At 64.0% G+C, this 26,406-nt stretch carries 21 protein-coding genes; 9 read left to right on the top strand and 12 right to left on the bottom strand.

The window, feature by feature from the left end; genetic code table 11:
- Positions 1 to 2: 2 nt before the first annotated feature.
- From fdhF to XH92_RS29855, 3 genes are read right to left on the bottom strand one after another with little or no spacing between them, the layout of a single operon-like run.
- The gene (gene fdhF, locus XH92_RS29865) at positions 3 to 2,879 is read right to left on the bottom strand and encodes a formate dehydrogenase subunit alpha (protein ID WP_194455320.1); all 2,877 of its coding nucleotides are present in this window, start codon (positions 2,877 to 2,879) and stop codon (positions 3 to 5) included.
- Positions 2,880 to 2,892: 13 nt separating this feature from the next.
- Entirely contained in the window at positions 2,893 to 4,461 is a 1,569-nt protein-coding gene (locus tag XH92_RS29860; protein ID WP_194455319.1) for an NADH-ubiquinone oxidoreductase-F iron-sulfur binding region domain-containing protein, read from the bottom strand.
- Positions 4,458 to 4,934, bottom strand: a complete 477-nt coding sequence (locus XH92_RS29855; RefSeq protein WP_194455318.1) for a formate dehydrogenase subunit gamma — start codon at positions 4,932 to 4,934, stop codon at positions 4,458 to 4,460. Before XH92_RS29855 ends, XH92_RS29860 begins: the two co-directional genes overlap by 4 nt.
- A gap of 256 nt (positions 4,935 to 5,190) precedes the next feature.
- Between XH92_RS29855 and XH92_RS29850 the strand changes: the two genes are divergently transcribed.
- The 3 genes from XH92_RS29850 (at position 5,191) to mdoH (ending at position 9,869) form a co-directional block, all read left to right on the top strand.
- Positions 5,191 to 6,087: a LysR family transcriptional regulator gene (locus XH92_RS29850; RefSeq protein WP_021082045.1), complete on the top strand. Its 897-nt coding sequence runs from the start codon at positions 5,191 to 5,193 to the stop codon at positions 6,085 to 6,087.
- A gap of 207 nt (positions 6,088 to 6,294) precedes the next feature.
- Positions 6,295 to 7,761 carry a glucan biosynthesis protein G gene (locus XH92_RS29845; RefSeq protein ID WP_194461484.1) on the top strand — a complete coding sequence of 489 codons (1,467 nt, stop codon included), beginning with the start codon at positions 6,295 to 6,297 and terminating at the stop codon, positions 7,759 to 7,761.
- Positions 7,749 to 9,869, top strand: coding sequence for a glucans biosynthesis glucosyltransferase MdoH (mdoH, locus tag XH92_RS29840; RefSeq protein WP_194455317.1), 2,121 nt, complete (start codon positions 7,749 to 7,751; stop codon positions 9,867 to 9,869). Before XH92_RS29845 ends, mdoH begins: the two co-directional genes overlap by 13 nt.
- 7 nt (positions 9,870 to 9,876) lie before the next feature.
- Here the strand turns inward: mdoH and XH92_RS29835 are convergent, their stop codons facing one another.
- Entirely contained in the window at positions 9,877 to 12,198 is a 2,322-nt protein-coding gene (locus tag XH92_RS29835; protein WP_194455316.1) for a PAS domain-containing sensor histidine kinase, read from the bottom strand.
- Positions 12,199 to 12,390: 192 nt separating this feature from the next.
- Positions 12,391 to 13,779, bottom strand: a complete 1,389-nt coding sequence (locus XH92_RS29830; RefSeq protein WP_194455315.1) for a cation-efflux pump — start codon at positions 13,777 to 13,779, stop codon at positions 12,391 to 12,393.
- A gap of 359 nt (positions 13,780 to 14,138) precedes the next feature.
- Between XH92_RS29830 and XH92_RS29825 the strand changes: the two genes are divergently transcribed.
- The 4 genes from XH92_RS29825 to XH92_RS29810 all read left to right on the top strand — a co-directional run bounded on the left by XH92_RS29825 (position 14,139) and on the right by XH92_RS29810 (position 17,261).
- The gene (locus XH92_RS29825) at positions 14,139 to 14,735 is read left to right on the top strand and encodes a TetR/AcrR family transcriptional regulator (RefSeq protein ID WP_194461483.1); all 597 of its coding nucleotides are present in this window, start codon (positions 14,139 to 14,141) and stop codon (positions 14,733 to 14,735) included.
- 70 nt (positions 14,736 to 14,805) lie between these two features.
- Positions 14,806 to 15,654 carry a DMT family transporter gene (locus tag XH92_RS29820; RefSeq protein WP_194461482.1) on the top strand — a complete coding sequence of 283 codons (849 nt, stop codon included), beginning with the start codon at positions 14,806 to 14,808 and terminating at the stop codon, positions 15,652 to 15,654.
- A gap of 389 nt (positions 15,655 to 16,043) precedes the next feature.
- The gene (locus XH92_RS29815; protein WP_194455314.1) at positions 16,044 to 16,538 is read left to right on the top strand and encodes a septal ring lytic transglycosylase RlpA family protein; all 495 of its coding nucleotides are present in this window, start codon (positions 16,044 to 16,046) and stop codon (positions 16,536 to 16,538) included.
- Positions 16,539 to 16,604: 66 nt separating this feature from the next.
- Positions 16,605 to 17,261, top strand: a complete 657-nt coding sequence (locus tag XH92_RS29810) for a phosphoribosylanthranilate isomerase (RefSeq protein ID WP_194455313.1) — start codon at positions 16,605 to 16,607, stop codon at positions 17,259 to 17,261.
- A 514-nt stretch (positions 17,262 to 17,775) separates the two neighbouring features.
- Here the strand turns inward: XH92_RS29810 and XH92_RS29805 are convergent.
- The 7 genes from XH92_RS29805 to XH92_RS29775 all read right to left on the bottom strand — a co-directional run bounded on the left by XH92_RS29805 (position 17,776) and on the right by XH92_RS29775 (position 25,017).
- Complete coding sequence (locus tag XH92_RS29805) at positions 17,776 to 18,744, bottom strand: zinc-binding dehydrogenase (RefSeq protein ID WP_194455312.1); 969 nt, start codon at positions 18,742 to 18,744, stop codon at positions 17,776 to 17,778.
- A gap of 189 nt (positions 18,745 to 18,933) precedes the next feature.
- Positions 18,934 to 19,929: a nitronate monooxygenase family protein gene (locus XH92_RS29800; protein ID WP_194455311.1), complete on the bottom strand. Its 996-nt coding sequence runs from the start codon at positions 19,927 to 19,929 to the stop codon at positions 18,934 to 18,936.
- 245 nt (positions 19,930 to 20,174) lie between these two features.
- On the bottom strand, positions 20,175 to 20,609 hold the full coding sequence (locus XH92_RS29795) for a CBS domain-containing protein (protein ID WP_194455310.1): 435 nt from the start codon (positions 20,607 to 20,609) through the stop codon (positions 20,175 to 20,177).
- A gap of 257 nt (positions 20,610 to 20,866) precedes the next feature.
- Positions 20,867 to 22,183: an oxalate/formate MFS antiporter gene (gene oxlT, locus XH92_RS29790; protein WP_194455309.1), complete on the bottom strand. Its 1,317-nt coding sequence runs from the start codon at positions 22,181 to 22,183 to the stop codon at positions 20,867 to 20,869.
- Positions 22,184 to 22,421: 238 nt separating this feature from the next.
- Positions 22,422 to 23,717, bottom strand: coding sequence for an oxalate/formate MFS antiporter (oxlT, locus tag XH92_RS29785; RefSeq protein ID WP_194455308.1), 1,296 nt, complete (start codon positions 23,715 to 23,717; stop codon positions 22,422 to 22,424).
- Between the two features lie 265 nt (positions 23,718 to 23,982).
- Entirely contained in the window at positions 23,983 to 24,135 is a 153-nt protein-coding gene (locus tag XH92_RS29780; RefSeq protein ID WP_194455307.1) for a hypothetical protein, read from the bottom strand.
- Between the two features lie 363 nt (positions 24,136 to 24,498).
- Positions 24,499 to 25,017, bottom strand: a complete 519-nt coding sequence (locus XH92_RS29775) for a DUF2147 domain-containing protein (protein ID WP_194455306.1) — start codon at positions 25,015 to 25,017, stop codon at positions 24,499 to 24,501.
- Between the two features lie 134 nt (positions 25,018 to 25,151).
- Here XH92_RS29775 and XH92_RS29770 point away from each other — a divergent pair, with 134 nt between their 5' ends.
- Positions 25,152 to 25,709, top strand: a complete 558-nt coding sequence (locus tag XH92_RS29770) for a DUF2975 domain-containing protein (RefSeq protein ID WP_194455305.1) — start codon at positions 25,152 to 25,154, stop codon at positions 25,707 to 25,709.
- A gap of 5 nt (positions 25,710 to 25,714) precedes the next feature.
- Complete coding sequence (locus XH92_RS29765; RefSeq protein ID WP_210345484.1) at positions 25,715 to 25,960, top strand: helix-turn-helix transcriptional regulator; 246 nt, start codon at positions 25,715 to 25,717, stop codon at positions 25,958 to 25,960.
- Positions 25,961 to 26,406 lie beyond the last annotated feature (446 nt).

Raw genomic sequence — 26,406 nt, 5'->3', positions numbered from 1 at the left:
CGCTACTCCGCGGCTTCCACCGCCGGCGCGATCCGGCGGGAGTTGCGTGCCTGCTCGTCATAGGCCTTCTGCCAGTCGGACGGACCGTTCGACGGCGAGATCTGCACGGCCGTCACCTTATACTCCGGACAGTTGGTCGCCCAGTCCGAGAAATCGGTCGTGATGACGTTGGCCTGGGTGTCCGGGTGGTGGAACGTGGTGTAGACCACGCCCGGCGCCACGCGGTCGGTGATCTCGGCGCGCAGCGTGGTCTCGCCGGCGCGGCTCGCCAGCCGCACCCAGTCCCCGTCGCGCACGCCACGCTGCTCGGCGTCGTGCGGGTGGATCTCGAGACGATCCTCGGCGTGCCAGACCACGTTTTCGGTTCGCCGGGTCTGGGCACCGACATTGTACTGGCTGAGGATACGCCCCGTCGTGAGCAACAGGGGGTAGCGCGGGCCGGTGCGCTCGTCGGTCGCGACATATTCGGTGACGATGAACTTGCCCTTGCCGCGCACGAAGCCGCCGATATGCATGATCGGCGTGCCCTCAGGCGCCTTCTCGTTGCACGGCCACTGCACGGAGCCGAGTTCGTCGAGCCTGGCATAGGAGACGCCGGTAAAGGTCGGCGTCAGCGCCGCGATCTCGTCCATGATCTCCGACGGATGGTTGTAGTGCATCTCGAAACCCATCGCCTTGGCGAGCAGGATCGTCACTTCCCAGTCGGCATAGCCATTGCGCGGCGTCATCACCTTGCGGACGCGCTGGATGCGACGCTCGGCATTGGTGAAGGTGCCGTCCTTCTCGAGGAAGGTCGAGCCGGGGAGGAAGACGTGGGCGTAGTTCGCGGTCTCGTTCAGGAAGAGATCGTGAACGATGACGCATTCCATTGCCGATAGCGCCGCCACCACATGCTTGGTGTTCGGATCGGATTGCAGGATGTCCTCACCCTGCACGTAGAGCCCCATGAAGGTGCCCTCGATCGCGGCATCGAACATGTTGGGGATGCGCAGGCCCGGCTCCTTGTTGAGCTTGACGTTCCACATCGCCTCGAACTGCTCGCGCGCGGCGTCACCCGAGATATGGCGATAGCCGGGCAGCTCGTGCGGGAACGAGCCCATGTCGCAGGAGCCCTGCACGTTGTTCTGGCCGCGCAGCGGGTTCACGCCGACGCCGGGCCTGCCGATATTGCCGGTCGCCATCGCGAGGTTGGCGATCGCGATCACCGTCGTCGAGCCCTGGCTGTGCTCGGTGACGCCGAGCCCGTAATAGATCGCGCCGTTGCCGCCGGTGGCATAAATCCGCGCCGCCTCGCGCAGAGTCTTCGGATCGACGCCGGTCATGATCGCGGTCGCTTCGGGGCTGTATTTCTCCTGGGCGACGAAGGCCGCCCATTCCTCGAACTCGCTCCAGTCGCAGCGTTCGCGCACGAAGCTCTCGTTGACGAGCCCTTCGGTGACGATGACGTGGGCGAGTGCAGTGACCACCGCGACGTTGGTGCCGGGCATCAGCGGCAGATGCAGCGCCTTCACATGCGGCGACTCCACCATCTCGGTGCGGCGCGGATCGAGCACGATCAGCTTGGCGCCCTGGCGCAGCCGCTTCTTCAGCCGCGAGGCGAACACCGGGTGCGCCGAGGCCGGGTTGGCGCCGATGATCATCACGACGTCGGTGTCTTCAACCGAATCGAAATCCTGCGTGCCCGCCGAGGTGCCGAAGGTCTGTGACAGGCCGTAGCCGGTCGGCGAGTGGCAGACGCGGGCGCAGGTGTCGACATTGTTGTTGCCGAAGCCGCCGCGGATCAGCTTCTGCACCAGATAGGTCTCTTCGTTGGTGCAGCGCGACGAGGTGATGCCGCCGACTGCGTCGCGGCCGTATTTCTGCTGGATGCCCTTGAATTTGGCGGCGGCGAAGTTGAACGCCTCGTCCCATGACACTTCCTGCCAGGGATCCTCGATCCGCTCGCGGATCATCGGCTTCAGGATGCGCTCCTTGTGGGTGGTATAACCCCAGGCGAAGCGGCCCTTGACGCAGGAATGGCCGCGATTGGCCTTGCCGTCCTTCCACGGCACCATGCGCACCACTTCCTCGCCGCGCATCTCGGCCTTGAAGGCGCAGCCGACGCCGCAATAGGCGCAGGTGGTGACCACCGAGTGCTCGGGCTGGCCGATCTCGATCACGGATTTCTCGGTCAGCGTCGCGGTCGGGCAGGCCTGCACGCAGGCGCCGCAGGACACGCATTCGGAGCCGAGGAAGCTCTCGCTCATGCCGGGCGAGACGCGGCTGTCGAAGCCGCGGCCGGAGATCGTCAGCGCGAAGGTGCCTTGCACCTCCTCGCAGGCGCGGACGCAGCGCGAGCAGACGATGCACTTCGAGGGATCGTAGGTGAAGTACGGATTGGATTCGTCCTTCGGCATCCAGTTGTCGTTTTCGCAGCCGTGCGATTTGGCGAAGACGTGGTTCTCGCCCTCATAGCCGTAGCGCACGTCGCGCAGGCCGACCGCGCCCGCCATGTCCTGCAATTCGCAGTCGCCGTTCGCGGCGCAGGTCAGGCAGTCCAACGGATGGTCGGAGATGTAGAGCTCCATCACGCCCTTGCGCAGCTTCTTCAGCCGCTCGCTCTGGGTATGCACGACGAGGCCGGGCATGACAGGCGTGGTGCAGGAGGCCGGTGTGCCGGCGCGGCCCTCGATCTCGACCAGGCAGAGCCGGCAGGAGCCGAACGCATCGACCATGTCGGTCGCGCACAGCTTCGGGATCTGGGTGCCGGCCTCCATCGCCGCGCGCATGATCGAGGTGCCCTCGGGCACGGTGATCTGATTGCCGTCGATGGTCAGCGTGACCATCGTCTCGGATTTGGACCTGGGCGTGCCGAAATCGATTTCCTGGATCAGCGACATCGTGATTTCCTTGCTATTCCGCGGCCTGCAGCCGGGCCGGTGCGGGACCTAAATCTCCGCCAAAATCTTCCCGGAAGTGTTTCAGTGCGCTCATCACGGGGTAGGGCGTGAAGCCGCCGAGCGCGCACAGCGAGCCGAATTTCATGGTGTTGCAGAGGTCTTCGATCACGGCGAGGTTTTCCGCGACGCGCTCGCCGTTGATGATCCTGTTGATGGTCTCGACGCCGCGGGTCGAGCCGATCCGGCACGGCGTGCACTTGCCGCAGGATTCGATCGCGCAGAACTCCATCGCGAAGCGAGCCTGCTTGACCATGTCGACGGTGTCGTCGAACACCACGATGCCGCCATGGCCGATCAGGCCGTCGCGCGCGGCAAACGCCTCGTAGTCGAACGGCGTGTCGAACAGCGCGCGGGGGAAGTAGGCCCCGAGCGGGCCGCCGACCTGCACCGCGCGCACCTCGCGTCCGGTGAAGGTACCGCCGCCGATCTCGTCGACGAGCTCGCCGAGCGTGACGCCGAACGCGGTCTCGAATAGCCCGCCATATTTGATGTTGCCGGCGAGCTGGATCGGCATCGTGCCGCGCGAGCGGCCCATGCCGAAATCGGCATAGGCCTTGGCGCCGTTGTCGAGGATGAAGGGGATCGCCGCGAACGAGAGCACGTTGTTGATCACGCTCGGACGGCCGAACAGGCCCTTATGCGCGGGCAGCGGTGGCTTGGCGCGCACGATGCCGCGGCGGCCCTCGAGGCTCTCCAAGAGCGAAGTCTCTTCGCCGCAGACATAGGCGCCGGCGCCGACCCGCACCTCGAGATCGAACTCATGCGCGGAGCCGCCGATCCGCTTGCCGAGGAAGCCGGCGCGCCGAGCCGCCACGATCGCCGCGTTCATCGCCTCGACCGCGTGCGGATATTCCGAGCGGATGTAGATGTAGCCCTTGGTGGCGCCTACCGTGATACCCGCGATCGTCATGCCCTCGATCACGACGAAGGGGTCGCCTTCCATGATCATGCGGTCGGCGAAGGTGCCGCTGTCGCCTTCGTCGGCGTTGCAGACGACGTATTTGCGGTCGGCGCTGGCCTGCGCCACCGTCTTCCATTTGATGCCGGTCGGGAAGCCGGCGCCGCCGCGGCCGCGCAGGCCCGACGTCGTGACGTCGGCCAAGATCTGGTCGGAGCTCAGCGTCAGCGCGCGCTCCAGGCCCCTGTAGCCGCCATGGGTGCGGTAGTCGTCGACCGAGCGCGGATCGACCACGCCGCAGCGGACGAAGGTCAGCCGGGTCTGGCGCTTCAGCCAGGGAATCTCGTCCGTGACACCAAGCCGCAGCGCGTGCTGGCCGTTACCGGCCATCGCATCGAGCAGCGACGGCACGTCGGCCGGCGTCACCGGACCGAACGCGATACGGCCTTGCGCGGTCGAAAGCTCGACCATCGGCTCCAGCCAGCACAGCCCGCGTGAGCCGTTCCTGACGATCTCGATTGCGGCGCCGCGCGCTGTTGCGGCCTGCGCGAAGGCGAGGGCGACATCGTCGGCGCCGACGGCGACGGCCGCGGCATCGCGGGGGACGTAGATTCGCATCGTCATCGCTGTGCCTCCGCGACCAGCGCATCGATGCGCGCTTCGTCGAGCCGGCCGACCACGCGGCCATCCAGCATCGCCGAGGGCGCGGTGGCGCACAGCCCGAGGCAGTAGATCGGCTCCAGCGTCACCCGCTCGTCCGCGGTGGTATTGCCCAGGGATACGCCGAGCTTGGCCTCAGCGCGCGCCGCAAGCGCATCGCCGCCGGCGGCCTGGCAGGCCTCGGCGCGGCACAGCTTGAGGACGTGGCGTCCGGCGGGCTCCTTGCGGAAGTCGTGATAGAAGGTGAATACGCCGTGCACCTCGGCGCGCGACAGGTTAAGCGCCTCGGCGACCATCGGGATCGCAGGCTGCGGCACGTAGCCGAAGGCCTCCTGCAGCGCGTGCAGGATCACCAGCGTGGCGCCTTCCAGCCCGGCATGCTCGGCGATGATTTCAGCGCCGCGCGCCGTGTCCCAAGGTTCGTATCCCACCGTCATCAGCGCTTCTCACGATCAGTTTTTTGCTGCGCACATGAGAATTGGAATCCTTCGAAACATCAATAAAGCTGTCTCATGCGGCGATTGCGAAACGCGATTAATAGCGTTGCCGAATGGGACGATCCGGGATCGCAATAATGTTCTGGAATCACGCACTTCCGGGGCGCTTTGGATTTCGGGATCGCGCCCCGATCGTGCTACCTATGGACGCGTCGGGCTGCCGCTTGGGGCGCCGTTTTCCGAAGGGATTTGAACCTTGATCGACAAGCTGGAACTTCTGCTGGCGCTGGCCAAGGAGCGGCATTTCGGCCGGGCTGCGGAGGCCTGCGGCGTCACCCAGCCGACCATGTCGACCAGCCTCAAGCAGCTCGAGGAGATCCTCGGCGTCATGCTGGTGCAGCGGGGATCGCGTTTTCAGGGGTTCACGCCCGAGGGCGAGCGGACGCTGGACTGGGCGCGGCGCATCGTCGGCGATGCGCGGGCGATGAAGCAGGAGATCAACAGCCTCAAGGACAAGCTGTCGGGCGAGATCCGGATCGCGGCGATCCCGACCGCGCTCGGCATGGTGGCCTCGCTCACCACGCCGTTCCGGGCGCGGCATCCCGATGTACGGTTCCGCATCCAGTCGTGCACGTCCGCCGACGTGCTCGGTCTGCTTGAAAATCTCGAGGTCGATGCCGGGCTGACCTACATCGAGAACGAGCCGATCGGCAAGGTTCGCACCATCCCGCTCTACAACGAGAGCTATCGCCTGCTGACGGCGCCGGATGCGATGTTCGGCGACCGCAAGCAGGTGACGTGGAAGGAAGTCGGCACCGTGCCGCTGTGCCTGCTGACGCCCGACATGCAGAACCGCCGCATCATCGATCGCGCGCTGACCTCGGTCGGTGCGGAGGCGACGCCGACGCTGACGTCGAACTCGCTGCTGGTGCTCTACACTCACGTGAAGACCGGACGCTGGGCCAGCGTGATGCCCGCCAAGCTTGCCGAGACGCTTGGCCTTGCCGACGCGGTGCGCAGCATTCCGATCGTCGATCCGGTGGTGGACTACAGCATCGGCCTCGTGATCCCGCAGCGTGATCCGATGACGCCCTTGATCGCGGCCCTGGTGCAGGTCGCGCGCGAGGTCGCGCCGAAGCTCGAGAGCGCTTAAAGCGCGGCAATCGAGGCTCTTCCACGACGGTTCCCCTTCAGATGATCGCCGCGCTTCGGCGCGCGGCGAAGCAATCGTCCTGCGCGCGTGTCAATCATGGAACTCAGCGAGGGTTGAGCGGTTTCATTGCGGCGTCCCGGTCAGCAAGCAGGAGCCGATTTGAATCGTCGCCAGTTACTCCACGGATCGGCCATGTTGCCGGCACTGATGCTCTTGCCGCAGCGGGCGACCGCCGCGGCGGGGAACACGTCTGATGCACCCTTCAACCCTTCGATGGTGCGGGAGCTCGCCCGCAATCTCGCCAGCAAGTCGTTCGAGGCGCCGGACGAGAAGTTGCCGAATGGCCTGACCGATTTGACTTACGATCAGTATCGCTCCATCCGCTTTGCGCCGGAGCGTGCGCTGTGGCGCGGTGCGAGGCTGCCGTTCGAGGCGCAGTTCTTCCACCGCGGCTTCGCCTACAAGAACAGGGTCAAGATCTTCGAGGTCGCGGACGGCAAGGTCAGCGAAGTCGGCTACAGCAAGGACATGTTCTCGTTCGGCGAGACCGTGCCTGCGTTCACCGAGACCGACCTCGGCTTTGCCGGATTTCGCATCCACGCGCCGATCAATAAGCCGGATTATTACGACGAGGTCTGCGTCTTTCTCGGCGCAAGCTATTTCCGCGCCGTCGCCAAGGACGAGACCTATGGCCTGTCGGCGCGCGGCCTGTCGATCGATACCGGTGAGGCCAAGGGCGAGGAGTTTCCGTTCTTCAAGGCATTCTGGCTCGAACGGCCGGTGCCCAACGCGACATCCCTCGTCATTCACGCGTTGCTCGACAGCAAGAGCTGCGCGGCGAGCTACCGCTTCACGATCAGGCCGGGAAAGACCACCGTGTTCGATGTCGAGGCATCGCTCTATCCGCGCGCCGATCTCGAGCACGCCGGCGTTGCACCGATGACCAGCATGTTCTTCTTCGGTCCCAACGATCGCAACGAGGTCGATGACTTCAGGCCGTCGGTGCACGATTCCGACGGGCTTGCGATCTACAACGGCAGGGGCGAGAGCCTGTGGCGCCCGCTGAGCAATCCGCGCGACCTGCAGATCAGCACGTTCCAGGACATCAATCCGCACGGCTTCGGGCTGATGCAGCGGGAGAAGAATTTCTTCGCCTATCAAGACATCGAATCGAGCTTCGAGAAGCGTCCGAGCCTGTGGGTCGAGCCGATCGGCGATTGGGGCGAGGGCGCGGTGATCCTGTTCGAGATTCCGACCAAGGAGGAGATCCACGACAACATCGCCGCGTTCTGGCGGCCGAAGGCGCCGCTCAAGGCCAAGAGCGAGACCAATCTCACCTATCGGCTGCATTGGGGACCTGACGCGCCGAAGCCGCATTCGCTCGCGCGCTTCACGCGCAGTGGTATCGGCGCGCATGGCGAGAACAGCAAGCTGTTCGTGCTCGACCTGTTCGGCGACAATTTGAAGGGGATCGATCCCGCCAGCATCAAGGGCGTCGTGTCGGCGGAGAAGGCCGAGATCACCAACATCGTCACGCAGCCGAACCCGAATACCGGCGGATGGCGGCTCAGCTTCCAGTGTGCCGTCAAGAAGGAGCCGATCGAGCTGCGCGCCTATCTGGCGCAGGATGACAAGCCGCTCTCGGAGATCTGGGTCTATCGATGGGCGCCATAGTCACGTCGCCTCGTCCCGACGTCGCGGCAGCGGCCGAAGGCTTCCTGCCACGAGAGAGCCCGCTTGCGATGGCGGCGGCCGATCTCGGCCAGCCGCCGCGCGCGGTGAGCACGCCGGTGTCGGTCGGTGCGGGCATGTTCGTGCGCCGCGCGTTCGTCCTGATGCTGACCGTCGCGCTGACCTGTGCGGGCGCCTACGAGATGTACATGGTGGTCCAGGTCGGCGGCGTGACGATCATGGAAGGCATGGTGCTGGTGCTGTTCGTGGCGCTGCTCGCCTGGATCGCGTTTTCGTTCGCTTCGGCGCTGGCCGGCTTCTTCGTGCTGCTTCGGCGCAACGGGAATTCCCTGCCGATCCGCGACGATGGTCCGTTGCCGCAGCTTACGAGCCGGACCGCGGTGCTGCTGCCAACCTACAACGAGAATCCGCATCAATTGATGGCGCGCCTGCACGCCATCTACGAGTCCATCGAGGCGACCGGACAGGCTGACAGCTTCGACTGGTTCGTGCTGAGCGACACCCGCGATCCCGATATCTGGATCGCCGAGGAACAGGCGTTCCTCGCGCTCAGCGATGCCTGCGGTGGTGGCCGGCTCTACTACCGGCATCGCGCCGACAACACCGCGCGGAAGTCCGGCAATGTCGGGGAGTGGATCACGCGGTTTGGCGGTGCCTACCAGTTCATGATCGTGCTCGACGCCGACAGCCTGATGTCGGGCGACACCATGGTGCGGATGGTCCATGCCATGGAGACCAATCCGCAGGCGGCGCTGCTGCAGACGCTGCCGGTCATCGTCAATGCGCGCAGCCTGTTCAGCCGCCTGCAGCAATTCGCCGGCCGGCTCTACGGGCCGATGGTCGCCGCAGGCGTCGCGTGGTGGCACGGCTCCGAGGGCAATTACTGGGGGCACAACGCCATCATCAGGATCCAGGCCTTTGCGGAGCAGGCGGGGTTGCCCGAACTCTCCGGGCGCAAGCCGTTCGGCGGCCATATCCTGAGCCATGATTTCGTCGAGGCGGCACTGATGCGGCGCGCCGGCTGGGGCATCTACATGGCGCCGACGCTCGGCGGCAGCTTCGAGGAGGTGCCGCCGTCGCTGCTGGACTTTGCCGCGCGCGACCGGCGCTGGTGCCAGGGCAATCTGCAGCATCTCGCGGTGCTGACCACGCGCCGCCTGCACTGGATCTCGCGGCTGCATTTCATGACCGGGATCGGCTCCTACATCACCGCGCCGCTCTGGCTTGCGTTCCTGCTGCTCGGCATTCTGATCTCGTTGCAGGCGCGCTTCATTCGCCCCGAATATTTTCCGAAGGGCTTCTCGCTGTTCCCGAACTGGCCGGCGCAGGATCCCGTGCTCGCTGCGTGGGTGTTTGGTCTGACGATGGCGCTCCTGATCGTGCCGAAGCTGCTCGGCTTCATCCTGCTGCTGACGCGGCGGGACACAAGGCGGCAATTCGGCGGCGGCTTCCGGGCGCTGACGGGTGTCATTGCCGAGGTGCTGATCTCGGCGATGATCGCGCCGGTCATGATGGTGTTCCAGTCGATTGCCGTGGTCGAGATCCTGCTCGGTCGCGACGCGGGCTGGCAGACGCAGCGGCGCGACGATGGCGCGGTCGAGCGACGCGAGCTCTATCGCAAGTACGGCATCCCGACCGCCTGCGGTGTCGCGATGGCGATCAGCGCCTGGGCGGTGTCATTGCCGCTGCTGCTCTGGATGTCGCCGGTGATCGTTGGCCTGCTGTTCGCGATTCCGATCGGCGCCTGGACCGCGAAGCCCGCGATGCGCGCGCTGTTCGTGACGCCGGAGGAGAGCGGGCCGCCGCGCGTGCTGATCCGTGCCAACGAGCTGGCGTCGCAGCCCGCCCAGGCATCCGCCCCCGCGCTCGCAATGCTCCGGCAGGATTCCGGCCTGCTGCGGCGTCATCTCGCGTCGCTGCCGCCGGCGCGGCGCGGCGGTCCGGGCGAGATCGATCTTCATCTCGCGGTAGCGCGGGCGCGGATCGAGGCCAGCGACAGCTTCGACGAGGCGGTCGCGCATCTCACGCCGCGCGAGACGCTTGCCGTGCTCGGCGATTCCGTCCTGCTGGAAGGGGTGCTCGCAAAGTAGCGTGGGGTCAGGCCGCTTCCGGCAGCCTCGTCTGCAGCGAGCGCGGATCGCGGGGCAGCGTGACGCGGACCACGGTGCCGACGCCGAGCTTTGAGCGCAGCTTCATCGAGCCGCCGTGCAGGTTGGTGAGCGAGCGCGCGATCGCGAGGCCCAGGCCGGAGCCCTGGTAGCTCTTGGTGAGCTGGCTCTCGACCTGCTCGAACGGCTTGCCGAGCCGCCGCAGCGAGTCCGGTGCGATGCCGATGCCGCTGTCGGCGATCAGCAGCACGATCGAGTCGTCGAGCATCTGGCCGCGCACCAGCACGCGGCCGTTGTCCGGCGTGAACTTCACCGCATTGGAGAGCAGGTTGACGATGATCTGCTTGACCGAGCGGCGGTCGGCGACGACCGAGATCGTGCTTTCGATATCCGATTCCAGCGACAGGCCCTTGTGCTCGGCGCGGCCGGAGACCACCCGCAGCGACTCGGCGAGGATGCCGGAGAGGTCGAGCGGCTCCATGTCGAACTTCATGCGGCCGGCTTCGATCTTCGACATGTCGAGAATGTCGTTGATGACCTCGAGCAGGTATTTTCCGGAGGTCAGGATGTCGTGGCAGTATTCCGCGTACTTGTCCGAGCCGAGCGTGCCGAACAGGCCAGAGCCCATGATCTCGGAGAAGCCGATGATGGCGTTGAGCGGCGTGCGCAGCTCATGGCTCATATTGGCGAGGAATTTCGACTTCGCGGCGTTGGCGTCCTCGGCGCGGGTCTTTTCCTGCGAGTACTTCTCGGCGAGGTCGGCGAGCTCGACGGCCTGGCGCTCCAGCTCGGATTGCGAGCGCTGCAAATCGATCACGGTGGCACGCAGGCGCAGATCGTTGTCGACCAGCTTCTGCTCGTGCGCCTTGATGCGAGTGATGTCGGTGCCGACCGAGACGTAGCCGCCGTCCTTGGTGCGGCGCTCGCTGATATGCAGCCAGCTGCCGTCGTCGAGCTGGGCCTCGAAGGTGCGGGCGCCGGGCGCCGGCACGCCGCTTTCGTGCAGGCGGGTGCGTACCTCCGGCATGCTGCCGACCTCGATCACGGTCTCATAGGAGGTGCCGGGGTTGACTGCGCTATCCGGCAACTTGTGCAGCCGCTGGAAGTGCGAGTTGCAGAGCACGAGGCGGTCCTCGGCATCCCAGAGCACGAAGGCTTCCGGAATGGTCTCGATCGCGTCGCGCAGCCGAAGGTCGGCTTCCACCGACTTCTCGGCGAGGCTCTTCTGCTCGGTGATGTCGACGGCGATGCCGATCAGATGCAGGCCGCTGTCGGCAGCAGCGTGGCTGAGCTCGCAGCGGACGCGCAGCCAGATCCAGTGGCCGCCGACATGGCGCATGCGGAAGCTCTGGTCGATGTGATCGATCTTGCCCGAGATCAGCTGCTCGGCGATGTCGAACAGGTTGATGTCGTCGGAGTTCACCAGCGCGTTGACCTCGCCGAAGGTGAGAAGGTCGTTGCGGGAATCGAGGCCGAGCAGGGTGAACATCGACTGCGACCAGAAGATCCGGCCGCGCGACAGGTCCCAGTCCCACAAGCCGCAGCGGCCGCGATTGAGCGCGGTGTCGATCCGGCCGCGCACGGCGTCGTTGATCAGGTCGCCCTCGCGGGCGCGGGTCGATTGCCAGTGGAACGCGAAGCCGAGGATCAGCACCACGAAGCTCGTGGTCGCCGACAGCGTCACCGAGAGCGCGGCGTCCGATCCCCAGATCGGCTCGTTCATCTCCTGGATGACGACGACCTGGCCGGGCAGCGACTTGACGAGCTGCGAGATCGCCAGCGCGCCGGCGCCGTTCGGCAAGGTCATGTCGCTGACCGCGCCCTGCTGGCCCGGGGCGATCAGGAGCTGTGCGGTGGAGACGATGTCGAGGACGCGGTCGTTCTCGCCGGCGCCGTCGATCGGCACCCGCGCCAGCACGCGATGATCGGCGCTGGTGATGATGATGTGGCGGCCATAGGCGATGCCCCAGGAGGGAATGAGATCGGGCAGCAGCTCCTGCATCCGCTCGATATTGGCGAGCCGGTCGCGACGCACCGAGGTCAGGCGGTCGAGACGTTCGGCGAGGATGTCGGAGAGCGCGGCCAGGTCGCGCTTCATCGCGCCGCGCTTCTGGCGGTTCTGGTCGATGACCTGGACGAAGGCGCCGAGGCAAATCGTGATGAGGAAGGCGATGATCAGCGTAGGAACGGCGCGGCGCAGTGCAGGCTCGGCCGTCAAGAGCCTGTGATAGGCCGGTTTCGCGATCGACTGCGCCAATCCTTTGATCGAATCGGATTGGACGCACGCGTTCGCTGCATGCGCGCGCGCCATGCCTTAGACCCCCGCTCTAAGCTGATTTTTACCCGGATCGGATGCTCCCCACGATGCATCCGAATCATGATCATTTGAATCCAGATTTCCGAGACTGTCGAGAGTCAACGATTCGTTAATACGAAATAATTCTTGTCCAAAACAGAATCAGGTCGCGCAAAGTGAGTCCGAAACAGGAACGGCTCCGTAGATTTACGCGCGCGCCGGTTCTGCGTGACTGATCACACGCTTCACGGTGGGGAACGTGCGACGCAGCTTGCGTTCGATCTCGTCGACGCTTTCGTGCACCTTGATCACACTCAGCGAGGGCGCGGCGCGGCAATGGAAGTTGACGATCTCGCCGGCGTCGGTGTTGCGGACCCGCACATTATGGATGTCATGGATCGCGCCGCCATCGGCAAAGCCGGCCAGCGCGGCCTTGATGGCTTCGATGCGATCGGGTGCGGCGTCGGTTCCCCACGGCAGCTCCGGCTCGAGCGGCTCGATATGGGTGTCGACCTCGACGTCCTCGCCAAAATCCTCGCGGATCGCGCGCTCGAGCTCGTGGGCGATGTCGTGGGCGGCGTCAAGCGCCATGTCGCTGTCGACCTCGAGGTCGATGCCGACGATCAGCTTGCCGCCGATGTCGTGCACGGTGACGTGGTGAATGGCGAGACCGGAGTTGCGCGCGATCACCATGATGCGTTCGCGCACGCTCTCATTGTCGCGCGCCACCGGTACCGCGGTGAAGGTGAGGTCGGCATCGCCGAACGTCTTGGTCATCGCGGCCTGCGCCCGGCGCTTGATGTCCTCGACGCGGTCGATCGGGTAGGTGCGCGGTACCTTGGCGATGGCGTCGATGAAATGCGTGGCGCCGACCATGCGGACCCGCAGGCGGTCGACGTCGACCACGCCAGGCACCGCCTTGATGGCGGCGGTGGCCTTTTCCAGCGCGCCTTCGGGGGCGCGGTCGAGCAGGGTCTCGACGGTCTCGCGGGCCATGCGCAGGCCGAGCAGGGCGATCATCACGGCGACCGCGATGGCCGCCGCCGCATCACCCCACCAGAAGCCGAAGCCCGCCAGCACCAGGCCGACGATCACGGCCGCGGAGCCCATCACGTCGGAAGCGAAATGCAACGCGTCGGCGGCCAGCGCCTGGCTCTTGGTGTCGCGCGCGGCACGATGCAGCGCGCGGGCGCGCCACAAATTGACGCCGATATCGAGGACGAGGACGATGAAGGGGATGGCCGAGATCGACGGCGGCGGCGCGCCCTCGCGCAAATGGCTGTAGGCCTGCACCAGGATGCCGCCGGCCAGCACATAGAGCAGGGCGATGATGCCGAGCGCCGAGACGCTCTCGAACTTGCCATGGCCGTAATGATGCTCGGCGTCGGCCGGCTGGTCCGACACCCGCACCACCGCCCAGGTGATGATGGTGGCGACCAGGTCGATCGTCGAGTGCAGCGCCTCGGAGATCAGCGCCAGCGATCCGATCGCGATCCCGACGACGAACTTCGCCGCGGCCATGCTGCCGCTGGCGAGGATCGAGATCGCGGCGACGGATGTCTTGGTGCTGGATGCGCTGGTGCTGGAAGAGTTCATGGGCGGCGGTGTAGCAGGCCAACCGTGAACATCAAGTGTCGTTCCCAAACACGCAATCGCCAATCAGTTGCAATTGCATCATTGCACCGAAATCACGCCGTCGTCCTGGCTCCCGTGCGCAATTGTTACGCGACGTGTCAACCATACGTCCTCGTTCTCGCGGCGCATTTCCTCCGAGCCTTGCGGAAGTGGTGGAAAGGATTCCGCAGCTCTCGCTGCGCGAGCCCCGGAATGACGAAGGGAAAGCCACCCGCACTCCGCTCGACCCATCTTACGCGGCAGTCGAAAATCACTGAAACGATCCCTTGCGATATATGGACCAATTGGTCTATATATCCGTGATGAGCCGCCAGATCACCATGCAGGCGCCCCGTGGTCGCCCGCGAAGTTTCGACATGGACGCCGCCGTCGAGCGCGCGATGAATGTGTTCTGGTCGCGCGGCTATCATGCCACCGCGCTGCCGGACCTGCTGCGTGCGACAAGACTCTCGCGCGGCAGCCTCTACGCCGCTTTCGGCGACAAGCACTCGCTGTTCCTGCGCGCACTCGATCGCTACATTGCCGATGCCCTGACCCGGATGGATGACGAACTCGATCCAGGCAGAGATCCGGTCGATGGCCTGCGGGCCTATCTCGCCGGTTACGTCGAGCGCGCGTGCGGTGCCAATGGCCGGCGCGGCTGCCTGTTGGTGGCGACGGCGATGGAACTGGCTGGCCAGGATGCCGAAGTTGGTCGTCGCTTCGCGAGCTTCTTCAAGATCATGGAGGCCAGGGTGGCGGACGCATTTTCCCGTGCGGAGACCGCGGGCAAGTTGGCCGCTGGCGTCGAGCCGTCGAGTGCCGCCCGAATTCTGATCTGTTTCCTTTGGGGGCTGCGCGTGGTCGCCAAAACGGCTCCGGCGCGGAGCACGTCGCAAGCCACCGCCGACGCGCTGCTCGATCGCTTCCTCCGGTAAGGAACCCGTGGACGCCTTCGCTATTGGCGTGCCGATATATAGACCGATCGGTCTTGAAAGGAAAGATGCCATGTCTGCCATCCAGATCGTCTGCGCGGTGGCCGTTCCCTTGCTCTGGGGTTACCAGTTCGTAGTCATCAAGGTCGGCGTGACGGAATTTCCGCCGCTGTTCTTCCTCGCGCTGCGCTTTTTGGCGATGGCGCTCCTGCTTGTCCCGTTCGTCAAAGCGCCGACGCGCCAACAGCTCGGCCCGATCGCAGTTATCTCGCTCTTTCTCGGCGGGCTGAACTTCGGGCTGTTTTATGTCGGACTCGGGCTTGGCTCGGGAAGCATGTCGGCCGTCGCCTATCAACTTGCGCCGCCCTTCACCGTGCTGCTGGCCTGGCCGCTGCTGGCGGAGCGGCCGTCGCTCGTCACATCTGCCGGCGTGGTGCTTGCGTTCGCCGGCGTGGTGCTGACAGCGGAGCCCGGCCGGTCGGCGAACGCCTTGCCGCTGCTGCTTGTGGTCGGAGCCGCCTTCGCATTCGCGGTGTCCACGGTCCTGACCAAACGTTACGGCCCGTTTGACCCGCTGATGTTGATGGGGTGGTCGTCGCTGCTCACCGTGCCGCAGGTGCTGCTGATGTCGCTGCTGCTTGAGTATGGACAAGCGGCGAGCCTTGCCACGGCGGATGGACGCGGCTGGCTGGCGCTGGCCTACACCATTTTTATCGGGGGGATTGTCGGGTTCGGCCTCTGGTTCTGGCTGATCGCGCGCTGCTCGATGGACCGCATCGCCCCCTTCGGCCTGCTGGTTCCGGTGTTCGCCTTGATCTCGAGCGTGATGTTCCTCGGCGACAGCGTGACGCCGAAGCTGATTGTCGGTGGACTGCTTGCAATCTCCGGCGTCGCCATCACGCAGATGAGGCCGAGCACGTAAGGCGGACTGGTGTGCAGGATGGGTAGAGCGCAGCGAAACCCATCATCTCTCCATGCGGACACAATCGATGGGTTTCGCTGTGCTCTACCCATCCTACGGAGCGTCGAAGATCGCGCGGATCTCCTCGACCGAGCGGGTGCGGAAGGTGACGCCAGTATGCCCTTTCCGCGCCGTCGAAGAAGATCCATTCAGTCATGCTGCTGACGCATTCTCTGTCTTAGTCGGCGAGAACTAAAAACACTGTGTGGGACCGCCTGGTTCCCGCAATGGTTCCGTCGCCGGAATTGGCACGAATCCGCAAAGAATTGGCCCGAGTAGCGCCCTCCGCGTTCGCTCGACCATGTTTTGCGGAATCGGGAACCGAACGATCGAAAAAATCAGTAGGAGTTATGATGCTGTTCGGCTCGAGCGCCGCAGTTTGTGGCGCCGTAGTTGCGCTCGCGATTTTTGGCCGCGCTGCTGGAAGTGAAATCAATGCGGTTCATTCAAGCGCCGTCGTCAATGCGGCTTGTGGGGATGCGATCGTTGGCGCAGCGTCCATGTACGATCCGTTCAAGCCCGGCAAGGAGGAGGGCGGTCCGAGCACAGCGTCCGGCGAGCGCTATGATCGCTCGGTCTGGGCGGCTGCCATCAAGACAAGTCTGCGTCGGAAGTTTGGTGGGGTCCAATTCGGCGCGAGGCCGAAATATGCCCTGGTCGAGGCTGTAGGCAAGAAGGTCATCGTCAAGATAAATGATGTGGGGCCGCTAAGGCCTGGCCGCATCATTGACCTCAATGAGCGGACGATGCGCTATTTCGATCCAAGTTTGGAGCTCGGAGTTATTCGCGATGTAAAGGTTAGCCCGCTTGCGGGGGATTATTGGAGTCCCGGACCGGTCGGCTGAACCGGCTCTTGACCAAAGGCAGGGCCGTCGCTCCTATTCAGGTGTGTAGCAGCAAATGCAAGAACAATGCTGACGCAAATCTATGAAGTTGTGACACCGTCCGAAGCCGAGGCGATTTCCGCAATCGGTGTGGATCATGTCGGTGTGCTTGTCGGCGATGGCGCCTTCCCCCGCGAACTTCCGGTTCACAAAGCAGCGGCTGTCATGAAAGCGATCCGGGCGCCGTCCGTGCTTTCGGCGCTGTTCCTCTCGGCGGATGTCGTTCTCATCGAACGGATGGTCAGGGAGCTTGATCCGCCCATCGTGCATCTTGGCGCGTCAAACGAATTGATCACGCCTGATCATGTCATGGCGCTACGAAAGTCGCTGCCAACAACCAAATTCATGCGCAGCATACCTGTAACCGGACCGGCGGCGGTGGACTTGGCTCGCACATATGATGGAATTGTCGAGTGGCTGCTGCTCGATAGTCATCGCATTGGTGACATCCAGATCGGTGCGCAGGGCGTGACGCATGACTGGAGCATCAGTCGAACGATTGTCGAGTCTGTCCGTACTCCGGTCATACTCGCTGGTGGCCTCGGACCAGACAACGTCAAAGAAGCCATCCGGTCGGTCCAGCCTGCGGGCGTTGACTCAAAAACGAAGACCGACCGCGAGGGGACCCACTCAAAGGACTTGGCGAAGGTCCGAGCTTTCTATCGCGCGGCGCAGAGCGGTTAGATCGCGCTTCTCTTCCGCAGTACGGCCGTAGGATGGGTAGAGCGCGGCGAAAGCCCATCGTCTCAACGCGCAGATGCAATTGATGGGTTTCGCTTCGCTCTCTCCTCCTACGGGCTCCCCACGCACTAAGACTAAGAGTAGAGTTCGAACCCGGCTCGGCCGAAATCAACAGAAGTGCCAGCGTCGTCTAAGATTAGCCAGTCAACTGTAAAAGCGTAGCGCAATGCGGCCTCGAATTGGGCCGGAGTGGCGCCTACCTGCTGGAAACGTTCCCGTAGCAGTTCGAGAGGGACCCACGGCTTCGCAACCGTCGAAGTCGAATAGACCGTTCCAAGCAATATGCAGTCTGCGACGTAGTCAGGGTCGTTGAAATGGGCGGGATTAGCCAACGGTGGTATCCCCAAGCGGCTGCCTCAATATCGTAGGATGTGTAGAGTGAGCGCAACCCGTGATCTCACTGTGTGGCTCCGATTGATGGGTTTCGCTGCGCTCTACCCATCCTACGCACCTCACCTTACAGCGTCACCACGATCTTGCCGAGGTGCTTGTTGGCTTCCATGCGTTCGAACGCCTTGCCGATGTCGGCGAATTTGTAGACCTGGTCGATCGGCAGCTGCAGCTTGCGCGCCTCGACCGCGGGCCAGATGTCCTTGCGCACCTCGTCGAATATTTCTCTGATCTCCTCGATCGAGCGGGTGCGGAAGGTGACGCCGATATACTGGATGCGGCGCGCGGCGTGCAGGTCGAAGTTGAAGTCGCCATGGGTGCCGCCGAGCCGGCCGACATTGACGATGCGGCCCTTGACCTTGGTCGCCTTGAGGTTCTGGTTGGCGACCGGGCCGGAGACCTGATCGACGATCAGATCGACGCCTTCGCCACCCGTCGCCTGCAGCACCTGATCGACCCAGCCGGGATCCTTGGAATCCACCGCGAGATCGGCGCCGAATTCCGTCAAGCGGCCGCGGCGCATCGGATCGGTCGAGGACCCCACCACGAGCTTCGCGCCCTTCAGTTTTGCAATCTGCATCGCCATCAGGCCGACGCCGGAGCTCGCGCCCTGGATCAGCACGGTCTGGCCCGCCTGCAACGCGCCGTTGGTGACGACGGCATTGTGCATGGTGGCGAGCGCGACGGGCAGGGTGGCGGCCTCGTCGAAATTCATGTTCGACGGGCTGCGGAACAGCCGACCGTGATCGGCGAGCGTGTATTCGGCGAACGCCGCGCCGCCGGAGCCCATGATCTTGTCGCCGACCTTGACACCTTTGGCGTCGGGGCCGAGCTCGGCGACTTCGCCGGCCCATTCCATGCCAAGCACGGTGCCGACGCCGCCGGCCGCGCCGTGGGCGTGGCCCTTGGTCATGCCGAGATCGGCGCGGTTCAGCCCACAGGCATGCACCTTGACCAGCACCTGGGTGCCCTTCGGGGTGGGCTTCGCAACGTCGGTGATTTCAGGGCCGTTGGCTCCGTACACATAAGCTTTCATGGGCTTCTCTCGTTGCTGTCGTCTGACGCGAGACGAATATCGTGGACCAGTGGAATAGATGTGTTCCGTCATCCTGAGGAGCGGCGCCTTCGCCGCGTCTCGAAGGATGAACGGTCCGGCCGGTGGCCGTCGACCCTTCGAGACGGCCGCTGCGCGGCCTCCTCAGGGTGACGGATTACGACTTGAAGTCTACTCCGCGGCCTGGCGCTTGGCGCCGGACATCATCGTCTCCAGCCGCTCGCGGATGATCGCTTCCGCCTCGTGGACGATGCGCGAGATCAGTTCGGCGCAGGACGGGATGTCGTGGATCAGGCCCTGCACCTGGCCCGCCGACCAGATGCCTTCGTCGGCATCGCCTGTCGCGTAGACCATCTTGCCGCGGGCGCCGGCGACCAGCTCGCGGACGTCCTCGAACTTGGCGCCTTCCTTCTCCATCTGCACGACCTTGGTCGAGATCGCATTCCTGGCGACGCGCGAGGTGTTGCGCATGGTGCGGAAGATCAGCTCGGTCTCGCGCTCGTCATTGGCGACGATGCGTTCCTTCACCAGCTGATGGATCGGGCTCTCCTTGGTGCACATGAAGCGGGTGCCCATGTTGATGCCTTCGGCGCCGAGCGCGAGCGCTGCGACGAGGCCGCGGGCATCGCCGAAGCCGCCCGAGGCGATCATCGGGATCTTCACCTTGTCGGCGGCGGCCGGAATCAAGATCAGGCCGGGGGTGTCGTCCTCGCCGGGATGGCCGGCGCATTCAAAGCCGTCGATCGAAATCGCGTCGGCGCCCATCCGCTCGGCGGACAGCGCGTGGCGGACGCTGGTGCATTTGTGGAGCACCTTGACGCCGTGCTTCTTGAACTCGTCGACATGTTCCTGCGGCTTGTTGCCGGCGGTCTCGACGATCTTGATGCCGCTCTCGATGATGGCCTGGCGATACTCGGCGTAAGGCGGCGGCTTGATCGCGGGCAGGATGGTCAGGTTCACGCCGAACGGCTTGTCGGTCAGCTCGCGGCAGCGCGCGATTTCCTTGCGCAGATCGTCCGGCGTCGGCTGCGTCAGCGCGGTGATCATGCCGAGTGCGCCGGCATTGGCGACGGCGGCAACCAGCTCCGCGCGCCCGACCCATTGCATGCCGCCCTGCACGATCGGGTGGTCGACGCCGAACATCTCGGTGAAGCGTGTCTTGATCATTCTGCCCTCGTTTCCATCGGAATTTTCCGCGACGCGGACGGTCGCGCACGGTGTTGTTTTTGGATCTCGAGGGAAGGATGCAGTCCTGTCCGGCAAATGTCTACCGGCGACCTGCGGCGCGCCCATGCGGAAATGGCGGGGCGCGGCGGTCAGGCGAGGGTGGGGCAGAAGTCTTCGTCACTTGCTCAGGCGCTGCTGAGCGAACACGCAGCGCCTGACTGAAAACACGATAACGGAGATGCTTGTTACGCCGGCACAGCGTCCTTCTTCGCCGCGGCGGTTTCCTCGTCGAACGCGGCCGCGATGTCGCGCATGCTGACGACACCGATCAGGCTGTAATTGTCGATCACGGGCACGTGGCGAATGTGGTGCTTGGTCATGAGATGACGGATGTGCTCGAGCGTGTCGCTCGAGGTGCATGACACCAGCTGCTGCACCGAGACCAGCTGCGACACCTTCATGCTGGCGCCGGCCGCGCCATGCTCGGCGATCGCGCGCACCACGTCGCGCTCGGTGAACATGCCGACAGCGGTGTTGCCTTCGGTGCGAACGACATCCTTGACCACGAGCGCGCTGATATTGCTGGCGCGCATCAATTGCGCGGCGATCGCCACCGTCTCGTTCATGCGAACCGTGGCGACGCGAGGGGTCTTCTTGCGCAGGATATCTCCGACTTGCATGGCAACCTCCTTGGTTATCGTTGACAGGATTCTGGTATACAAGATACCAGTTGTCAATAGAGCGGTCGCGGAAATCTACCACCGGCAAACAGCTTAAATAGGCAGGTTTGCTGACACTTCGGACGATTGTGAGCGTCCGCGAGCGGCCAAGCTAAAGGCCCGCCTGTTGGTTCTTGGTATCTGGCATCCCTGATTGCGCCAAAAGAAAGAGGCGCACCGAAGTGCGCCTCAAGCAGTCCGAGGGAGAAATTTGGGGGTCAGGCGGTTTTGGCGTTCGTCGCGGTTTCGGCGGCCGCGGCCGCCTCGTTGCCGTTGATGAAGGCGCGGCGCATCGGCTTGATCACGAACAGTGCCATCAGCGCCGCGGTGGCGTTCAGCGCAACCGCGATCACGAACACCGCCTGCCAGCCATAGCTGGCGGCAACGATGCTGGCGGCCGGCACCAGCAGCGCGGCGGTGCCCTTGGCGGTGTAGAGCATGCCGTTGTTGGTGGTCGCGAACTTCGCGCCGAACGTGTCGCCGCAGGTCGCCGGGAACAGCGAGTAGATCTCGCCGAAGACGCCGAAATAGACCGCGGTCGCCAGTACGAAGACCAGCGGGTTGTGGCCCCAGGTCGACAGCGTCAGCAGCATCAGCGCGCCGGTGCCGAACGCGATGAACATGGTGTGCTCGCGGCCGATATTGTCGGAGACCCAGCCGAAGAACGGCCGTCCGAAGCCGTCGAAGATGCGGTCGAGCGAGATCGCAAAGGTCAGCGCGGCCATCTGGAAGCCGGCGAGCGAGACCGGCGTGTTGGCGATCTTGTAGTCGTGCGCGATCGGCGCGATCTGCGCCGCCGCCATCAGGCCGCCGGAGGCAACCATCACGAACACCAGATACATCACCCAGAAGATCGGGCTGCGCAGCACCTGCGGCGGCGTGAAGTCGATCTTGGTCTGCGGCAAATTGAGCTGCTTCTTCTTCGGCGGGATCGAGACCGCGGGCTTCTGGATGAAGAAGGCGAGCAGGAACACGATCAGGCCTTGCCCGATGCCGAAATCGAAGAACGCGGTCTGGTAGCCGCTCGAGGCGATCATGTTGGCGATCGGCACCACGGTCAGCGCAGCGCCCGCGCCGAAGCCGGCCGCGGTTGCGCCGGCGGCGAGGCCGCGGCGATCAGGAAACCACTTCAGCGCATTGCCGACGCAGGTGCCGTACACCGAGCCGGCGCCGATGCCGCCGACGACAGCCGCGGCATAGAGCACGGTGAGCGAGTCGGCGTAGGAGTTCAGCACCCAGGCGAGCGCGATCATGACGCCGCCGAACATGATAACGATCCGCGGACCGTATTTGTCGACGAACCAGGCCTCGACCGGCACCAGCCAGGTCTCGGTCACCACGAAGATCGTAAACGCGAACTGGATCGCCGCGCGGCCCCAGTGGTGCGCGCCGTCGATCGGATCGACGAACAGCGTCCAGCCATATTGCAGGTTCGCGATCATCGCCATGCAGACGATGCCCATGACGAGCTGCAGCCAGCGGAAGCCACTGGACGAAGGTTGTGCTTGTGTTACGGCAGCATTGCTGGAAACCATCAAATCCTCCCGAGCGCGCCGGTCTTGTTGTGACCCAGTGTCGCAATTCTTGTGGCGTATCGTCGCAAGCGCTTAATGGGAGGTTGGTATACTATATTCCAGAAAGCAAGCCCATCTTTCTGCTGCATCGCAGCAAAACTGGCATACTTTGGGCTGATGGGGTTGCGATCGACGCTGCAAAATGAAAAGCGCCCGGCGTTTGACCGGGCGCTTTCGTCAACTGGGGGTGGCGCGTTGCCTAAGCCATCGCCGTCGATTTCTCGACCACGATTTTCCGCCAAGGCTTGAGCACGGCGATCGCAAGCAGCGAGGCCAGGATGTTGGCGCCGGCCGCGATGATGAACACGTTGTCCCAATTGCCCGACGACTGCTGCATGTAGTTGGCGATCGGCACCAGCAGCGCCGCGGTGCCCTTCGCGGTGTAGAGCAGGCCGGCATTGGTCGTCGCAAACTTGGCGCCGAACGTGTCGGTGCAGGTCGAAGGGAACAGCGAGTAGATCTCGCCCCAGGCGAAGAACACAAAGCCCGAGAGCAGCACGAACCAGACCGGGTCGTGGCCCCAGAGGTAGAGCATCCAGATGCCGAAGCCTTCCATGCCGAAGGCGATGAACATCGTGTTCTCGCGGCCGATCATGTCGGAGATCCAGCCGAAGAACGGACGCGTCAGACCGTTGAGGACGCGGTCGATGGTGGCCGCGAAGGTCACGGCCGTCATCGTCACCGCCATCAGCGTGACCGGCACGCTGTCGACTTTCCAGTCGACCGCGATCGGCTTCAGGTTCGCCGTCACCATCAGGCCGCCGGCGCCGACGATCACGAACATGAAGTACATCAGCCAGAAGATCGGCTGCCGCAGCACTTCGGTCGGCTGATAATTGCGCCGGGTCTGGATGATGTTGGCATTCTGCACGACGGCCGGCACCTGACCGGCCTTCGGCGCGAGCAGGAAGAAGGCGAGCAGCACGATGATGATGCCCTGGCCGAGACCGAAATAGAGGAAGGTGGTCTGGAAGCCGGACTCCTTGATCATCGCCTGGATCGGCGCCACCGTCAGTGCGGAGCCCGCGCCGAAGCCGGCTGCGGTGATGCCCGCCGCAAGTCCGCGCTTGTCGGGAAACCATTTCAGCGCGTTGCCGACGCAGGTGCCGTAGACGCCGCCGGCGCCGATGCCTGCGATGATCATGCCGAGATAGTAGCCGTTCAGCGAGGTCGCCTGCGCGTTGATCGCCCACCCGATCGCGCAGAGGATTCCGCCGATCAGCACGACGAGGCGCGGACCGTATTTATCGACGAACCAGCCCTCGACCGGCACCAGCCAGGTCTCGAACAGCACAAAGAGTGTGAAGGCCCACTGGATCGATGCGCGATCCCATCCAAACTTCTTCTGGATGTCGGGGACGAAGAACGTCCACCCGTATTGATAGTTTGCGATCATCACCATCGCGGCGACGCCGATCGCAAGTTGCGTCCAGCGATAGGTATCGCTGACACGCGCGGCCGCGGGGGCCGCAGTTGCCTGAACCATGTCCGACATTGATCCTCCCAGTGCGCGCTTTGTCATTCTGCTTGTGGCGCGGCTCGATCATCTTGGTATTTGATATGCCAAGGTTCAAGCTGTCGCAGAGGTCGCGTGCGCATATGCCGCAGAGGACTCAGGCGGTCATCGCGGTGAGAGTAGTTCAGCGCGCAAAGAAATGGCCCCGAAATTCGGGGCCATTGGTCGAAGGTTGAATGCCAGGTCCGATGTCGCGACGCGCGCCTCGGTGAAGCGCGCGAGCAATCGCAAGGAGTCGTCTGGCTCAGAGGCCAAGGCGCGGCAGGTCGCCATTGCGGTTCGAGATTTCCGCGCTCTTCATCAAGAGGCGATCGATCGAAGCCAGCAGGCGGCCGAACAGGGTGGAGGAGGGCGCGAGGGCGATAGCAGTCGTCTTGATCGCAGTGGTCTTGGACATTGGTGTCCCCTTTCACTGGAGGCCAGCAATGGGCCGGCTCATCATCTGGGGTCAAATTATGTATACCAGATGCCAGGCGCAACGGATTTGTTTGCATAGCAGCATTCGCGATGTTGCAGCGCAACAGGGTAGGCCGGCTGGCATCCCAGATTGACCGGGAGCGCATGGAAACAGCGGCAAGCCCGGGGCGATCGCGGGCCGTCACCGGCAGAGGATCCTGCCGCCCTTGCGGGCGGTGCATTTCCAATGCGGCCGGACCGACGCTCTCATTGCCAACATAAAGAAGGCCGCCCAAACGGGGCGGCCTTGAGTGAATGGGTTCGCTTTTCTTCTTGGCCGATGAAGGGTCGGGGCCAGATCCCTTCACCGCGTCCAGTCTTCGCCCGCGCATAGCGTTCCCATGCAGCCGCGAACGTTCAGCGTCCGTGACGACACCAGCGTCACCGAGCTCTCATAGGTCTTGCCGTCATCGGCGTTGTAGATCCGGCCGGCCCATTTGTTCGGGCCTGCGGGCTGCATGTTGATGAAGAGCGAGATGCCCATCACCGGCCGGGTGCGCTGCGCCGGATCGGCATTCTTGTCGTCGAGCTGCGGCTTGCGGGTCGTCTTGTCGGTCGGCTCCTTCAGCCAGACCACGCGGCCGCACAGCGCGCTGCCGCAGCGGTGGACCTTGATCCTGGCGTCCCCGGACTGGGTCAGCCAGACGCCGGCCGGATCGCTCGCCTTGTCAGTGGCCTTGGCGGCATCGGCGGCGCTGCCGAGCAGCGGAATGTGGAATGCCGCAACGATCAGGCGGCGCGTAAGGTGAGCGTGGATCAGCTGTTTCAGGGCCTTGTTCAGCGCCTTGGCGAGGCCGTCATTATCTGGGGGTAACGTCATCATCCACCTTCTTCATGAAAAATTTCATGATAAACATGAAATAAATCGCGTTTAAGGTTGAGTCAACAACATTACCGCAGCATGATGCTTTCAGGCCGTAACGGCCTGCAGGGGCAAAAAATTTTCGGATGGATGTGATGAGGAAATCGGTTCGCGAGCAGCGCCAGCTTTGGTTTCGCCGGCTCGATCGGGCGTTCTGGGTGATCTGGGCCGCGCTGCCGGTGGTGCTGTGGCTGGCCTATCACCGCACCATGACCGCCCCGACCACGATTGCGGAAAGCCTGAGCGGCGAGCAGGCGAAGTGCGCCAGCATCGTCGCCAACCCGCTCACCATGTCGTCCCTGGGCCGGCTGCTGTTCTGGTCGCTGTTTGCGCTTGGGGTATCGTTTTACGCCGTGCTGATCGGCATGCTTCATCGCATGGTGAACCGATTCGCGAACGGCCGGATCTTCGTGTCCGAGACGCTGCAGGGCGTCTGGTGGATGGGGATCTTTCTGGTGGTCTGGCCGTTCGTCGATACGCTCACCACCAACGCGGTGATCTACGTCCTGTACCGGATCGGCGACATCAAGTTCCTGCTGCTGAACTACAACCTCGATGTCGGCACCATCGCAGGCGGCGTGTTCCTGATGGCGCTGAAATTCGTGCTCGAGCACGCCATTCTGTTGCAGTCCGAAAACGATCTGACGATCTGAGGGTGATGCCCGTGCCCATCGTGGTGAACCTCGATGTCATGCTCGCAAAGCGCAAGCGCCGCCTCGGAGACCTCGCGGACGCGATCGGCATCTCGATCCAGAACCTTTCGATCCTGAAGACCGGCAAGGCCAAGGCGATGCGCTTCTCGACGCTGTCGGCGATCTGCCGCGAGCTGGACTGCCGGCCGGGCGATATTCTGGAATATGTGCCGGGTGATGAGGGTGAGGCCGAAGGCGGCGAGGGGAGTTGAGCCGGCGGGCAATCAATCGCCGAGTTCGTCGAGACGCTGCCCGAGCAAAGTTCGCGGCGTTCGATTCCGGTTTGCCTTGCTATCGGTGCGAGTGCCGGCTTCAGTTTATTCTATCTTCCTGTGCGTCAAGCGGCTCCGTTAGATGCCGATGATCTCACGGCCTCTCAACTTGTTCTTCTGGTTTGCCTGTTTTGCCCAAATAAGATGCAATGGCGCCAAGGTCCGCTTCTTACCCGAAGCGATCATGAGAACGACAGCGAGTTCTTGCGCCAACAGGGAAAATGATTGCTGATGATCTCTCCGACACGCAGCGGGAGCGGACCGATTCGTAGTCAGGATACCGCCGCGCGTAGTGTACCACTGCCGTTAGGTCAACGGTGCTGCCCGATGACCTCTCGTTCCGAAGTTGCCTAGCGCCTCGTTACTCACGATCATGCGGCCATGTT

This window comes from Bradyrhizobium sp. CCBAU 53421 (assembly GCF_015291625.1).
Lineage (GTDB): Bacteria > Pseudomonadota > Alphaproteobacteria > Rhizobiales > Xanthobacteraceae > Bradyrhizobium.
This window is presented reverse-complemented; position numbering and strand designations above follow the sequence as displayed.

What these genes read in the sequence shown, in the direction of transcription:
- oxlT (WP_194455309.1), bottom strand. Translation starts at nt 22,183, where the DNA reads ATGGTTTCCAGCAATGCTGCCGTAACACAAGCACAACCTTCGTCCAGT.
- XH92_RS29805 (WP_194455312.1), bottom strand. Translation starts at nt 18,744, where the DNA reads ATGAAAGCTTATGTGTACGGAGCCAACGGCCCTGAAATCACCGACGTT.
- oxlT (WP_194455308.1), bottom strand. Translation starts at nt 23,717, where the DNA reads ATGTCGGACATGGTTCAGGCAACTGCGGCCCCCGCGGCCGCGCGTGTC.
- XH92_RS29820 (WP_194461482.1), top strand. Translation starts at nt 14,806, where the DNA reads ATGTCTGCCATCCAGATCGTCTGCGCGGTGGCCGTTCCCTTGCTCTGG.
- XH92_RS29810 (WP_194455313.1), top strand. Translation starts at nt 16,605, where the DNA reads ATGCTGACGCAAATCTATGAAGTTGTGACACCGTCCGAAGCCGAGGCG.
- XH92_RS29775 (WP_194455306.1), bottom strand. Translation starts at nt 25,017, where the DNA reads ATGATGACGTTACCCCCAGATAATGACGGCCTCGCCAAGGCGCTGAAC.
- XH92_RS29845 (WP_194461484.1), top strand. Translation starts at nt 6,295, where the DNA reads ATGCTCTTGCCGCAGCGGGCGACCGCCGCGGCGGGGAACACGTCTGAT.
- XH92_RS29830 (WP_194455315.1), bottom strand. Translation starts at nt 13,779, where the DNA reads ATGAACTCTTCCAGCACCAGCGCATCCAGCACCAAGACATCCGTCGCC.
- mdoH (WP_194455317.1), top strand. Translation starts at nt 7,749, where the DNA reads ATGGGCGCCATAGTCACGTCGCCTCGTCCCGACGTCGCGGCAGCGGCC.
- XH92_RS29835 (WP_194455316.1), bottom strand. Translation starts at nt 12,198, where the DNA reads ATGGCGCGCGCGCATGCAGCGAACGCGTGCGTCCAATCCGATTCGATC.
- XH92_RS29855 (WP_194455318.1), bottom strand. Translation starts at nt 4,934, where the DNA reads ATGACGGTGGGATACGAACCTTGGGACACGGCGCGCGGCGCTGAAATC.
- XH92_RS29825 (WP_194461483.1), top strand. Translation starts at nt 14,139, where the DNA reads ATGCAGGCGCCCCGTGGTCGCCCGCGAAGTTTCGACATGGACGCCGCC.
- fdhF (WP_194455320.1), bottom strand. Translation starts at nt 2,879, where the DNA reads ATGTCGCTGATCCAGGAAATCGATTTCGGCACGCCCAGGTCCAAATCC.
- XH92_RS29770 (WP_194455305.1), top strand. Translation starts at nt 25,152, where the DNA reads ATGAGGAAATCGGTTCGCGAGCAGCGCCAGCTTTGGTTTCGCCGGCTC.
- XH92_RS29800 (WP_194455311.1), bottom strand. Translation starts at nt 19,929, where the DNA reads ATGATCAAGACACGCTTCACCGAGATGTTCGGCGTCGACCACCCGATC.
- XH92_RS29765 (WP_210345484.1), top strand. Translation starts at nt 25,715, where the DNA reads ATGCCCGTGCCCATCGTGGTGAACCTCGATGTCATGCTCGCAAAGCGC.
- XH92_RS29860 (WP_194455319.1), bottom strand. Translation starts at nt 4,461, where the DNA reads ATGACGATGCGAATCTACGTCCCCCGCGATGCCGCGGCCGTCGCCGTC.
- XH92_RS29815 (WP_194455314.1), top strand. Translation starts at nt 16,044, where the DNA reads ATGATGCTGTTCGGCTCGAGCGCCGCAGTTTGTGGCGCCGTAGTTGCG.
- XH92_RS29780 (WP_194455307.1), bottom strand. Translation starts at nt 24,135, where the DNA reads ATGTCCAAGACCACTGCGATCAAGACGACTGCTATCGCCCTCGCGCCC.
- XH92_RS29795 (WP_194455310.1), bottom strand. Translation starts at nt 20,609, where the DNA reads ATGCAAGTCGGAGATATCCTGCGCAAGAAGACCCCTCGCGTCGCCACG.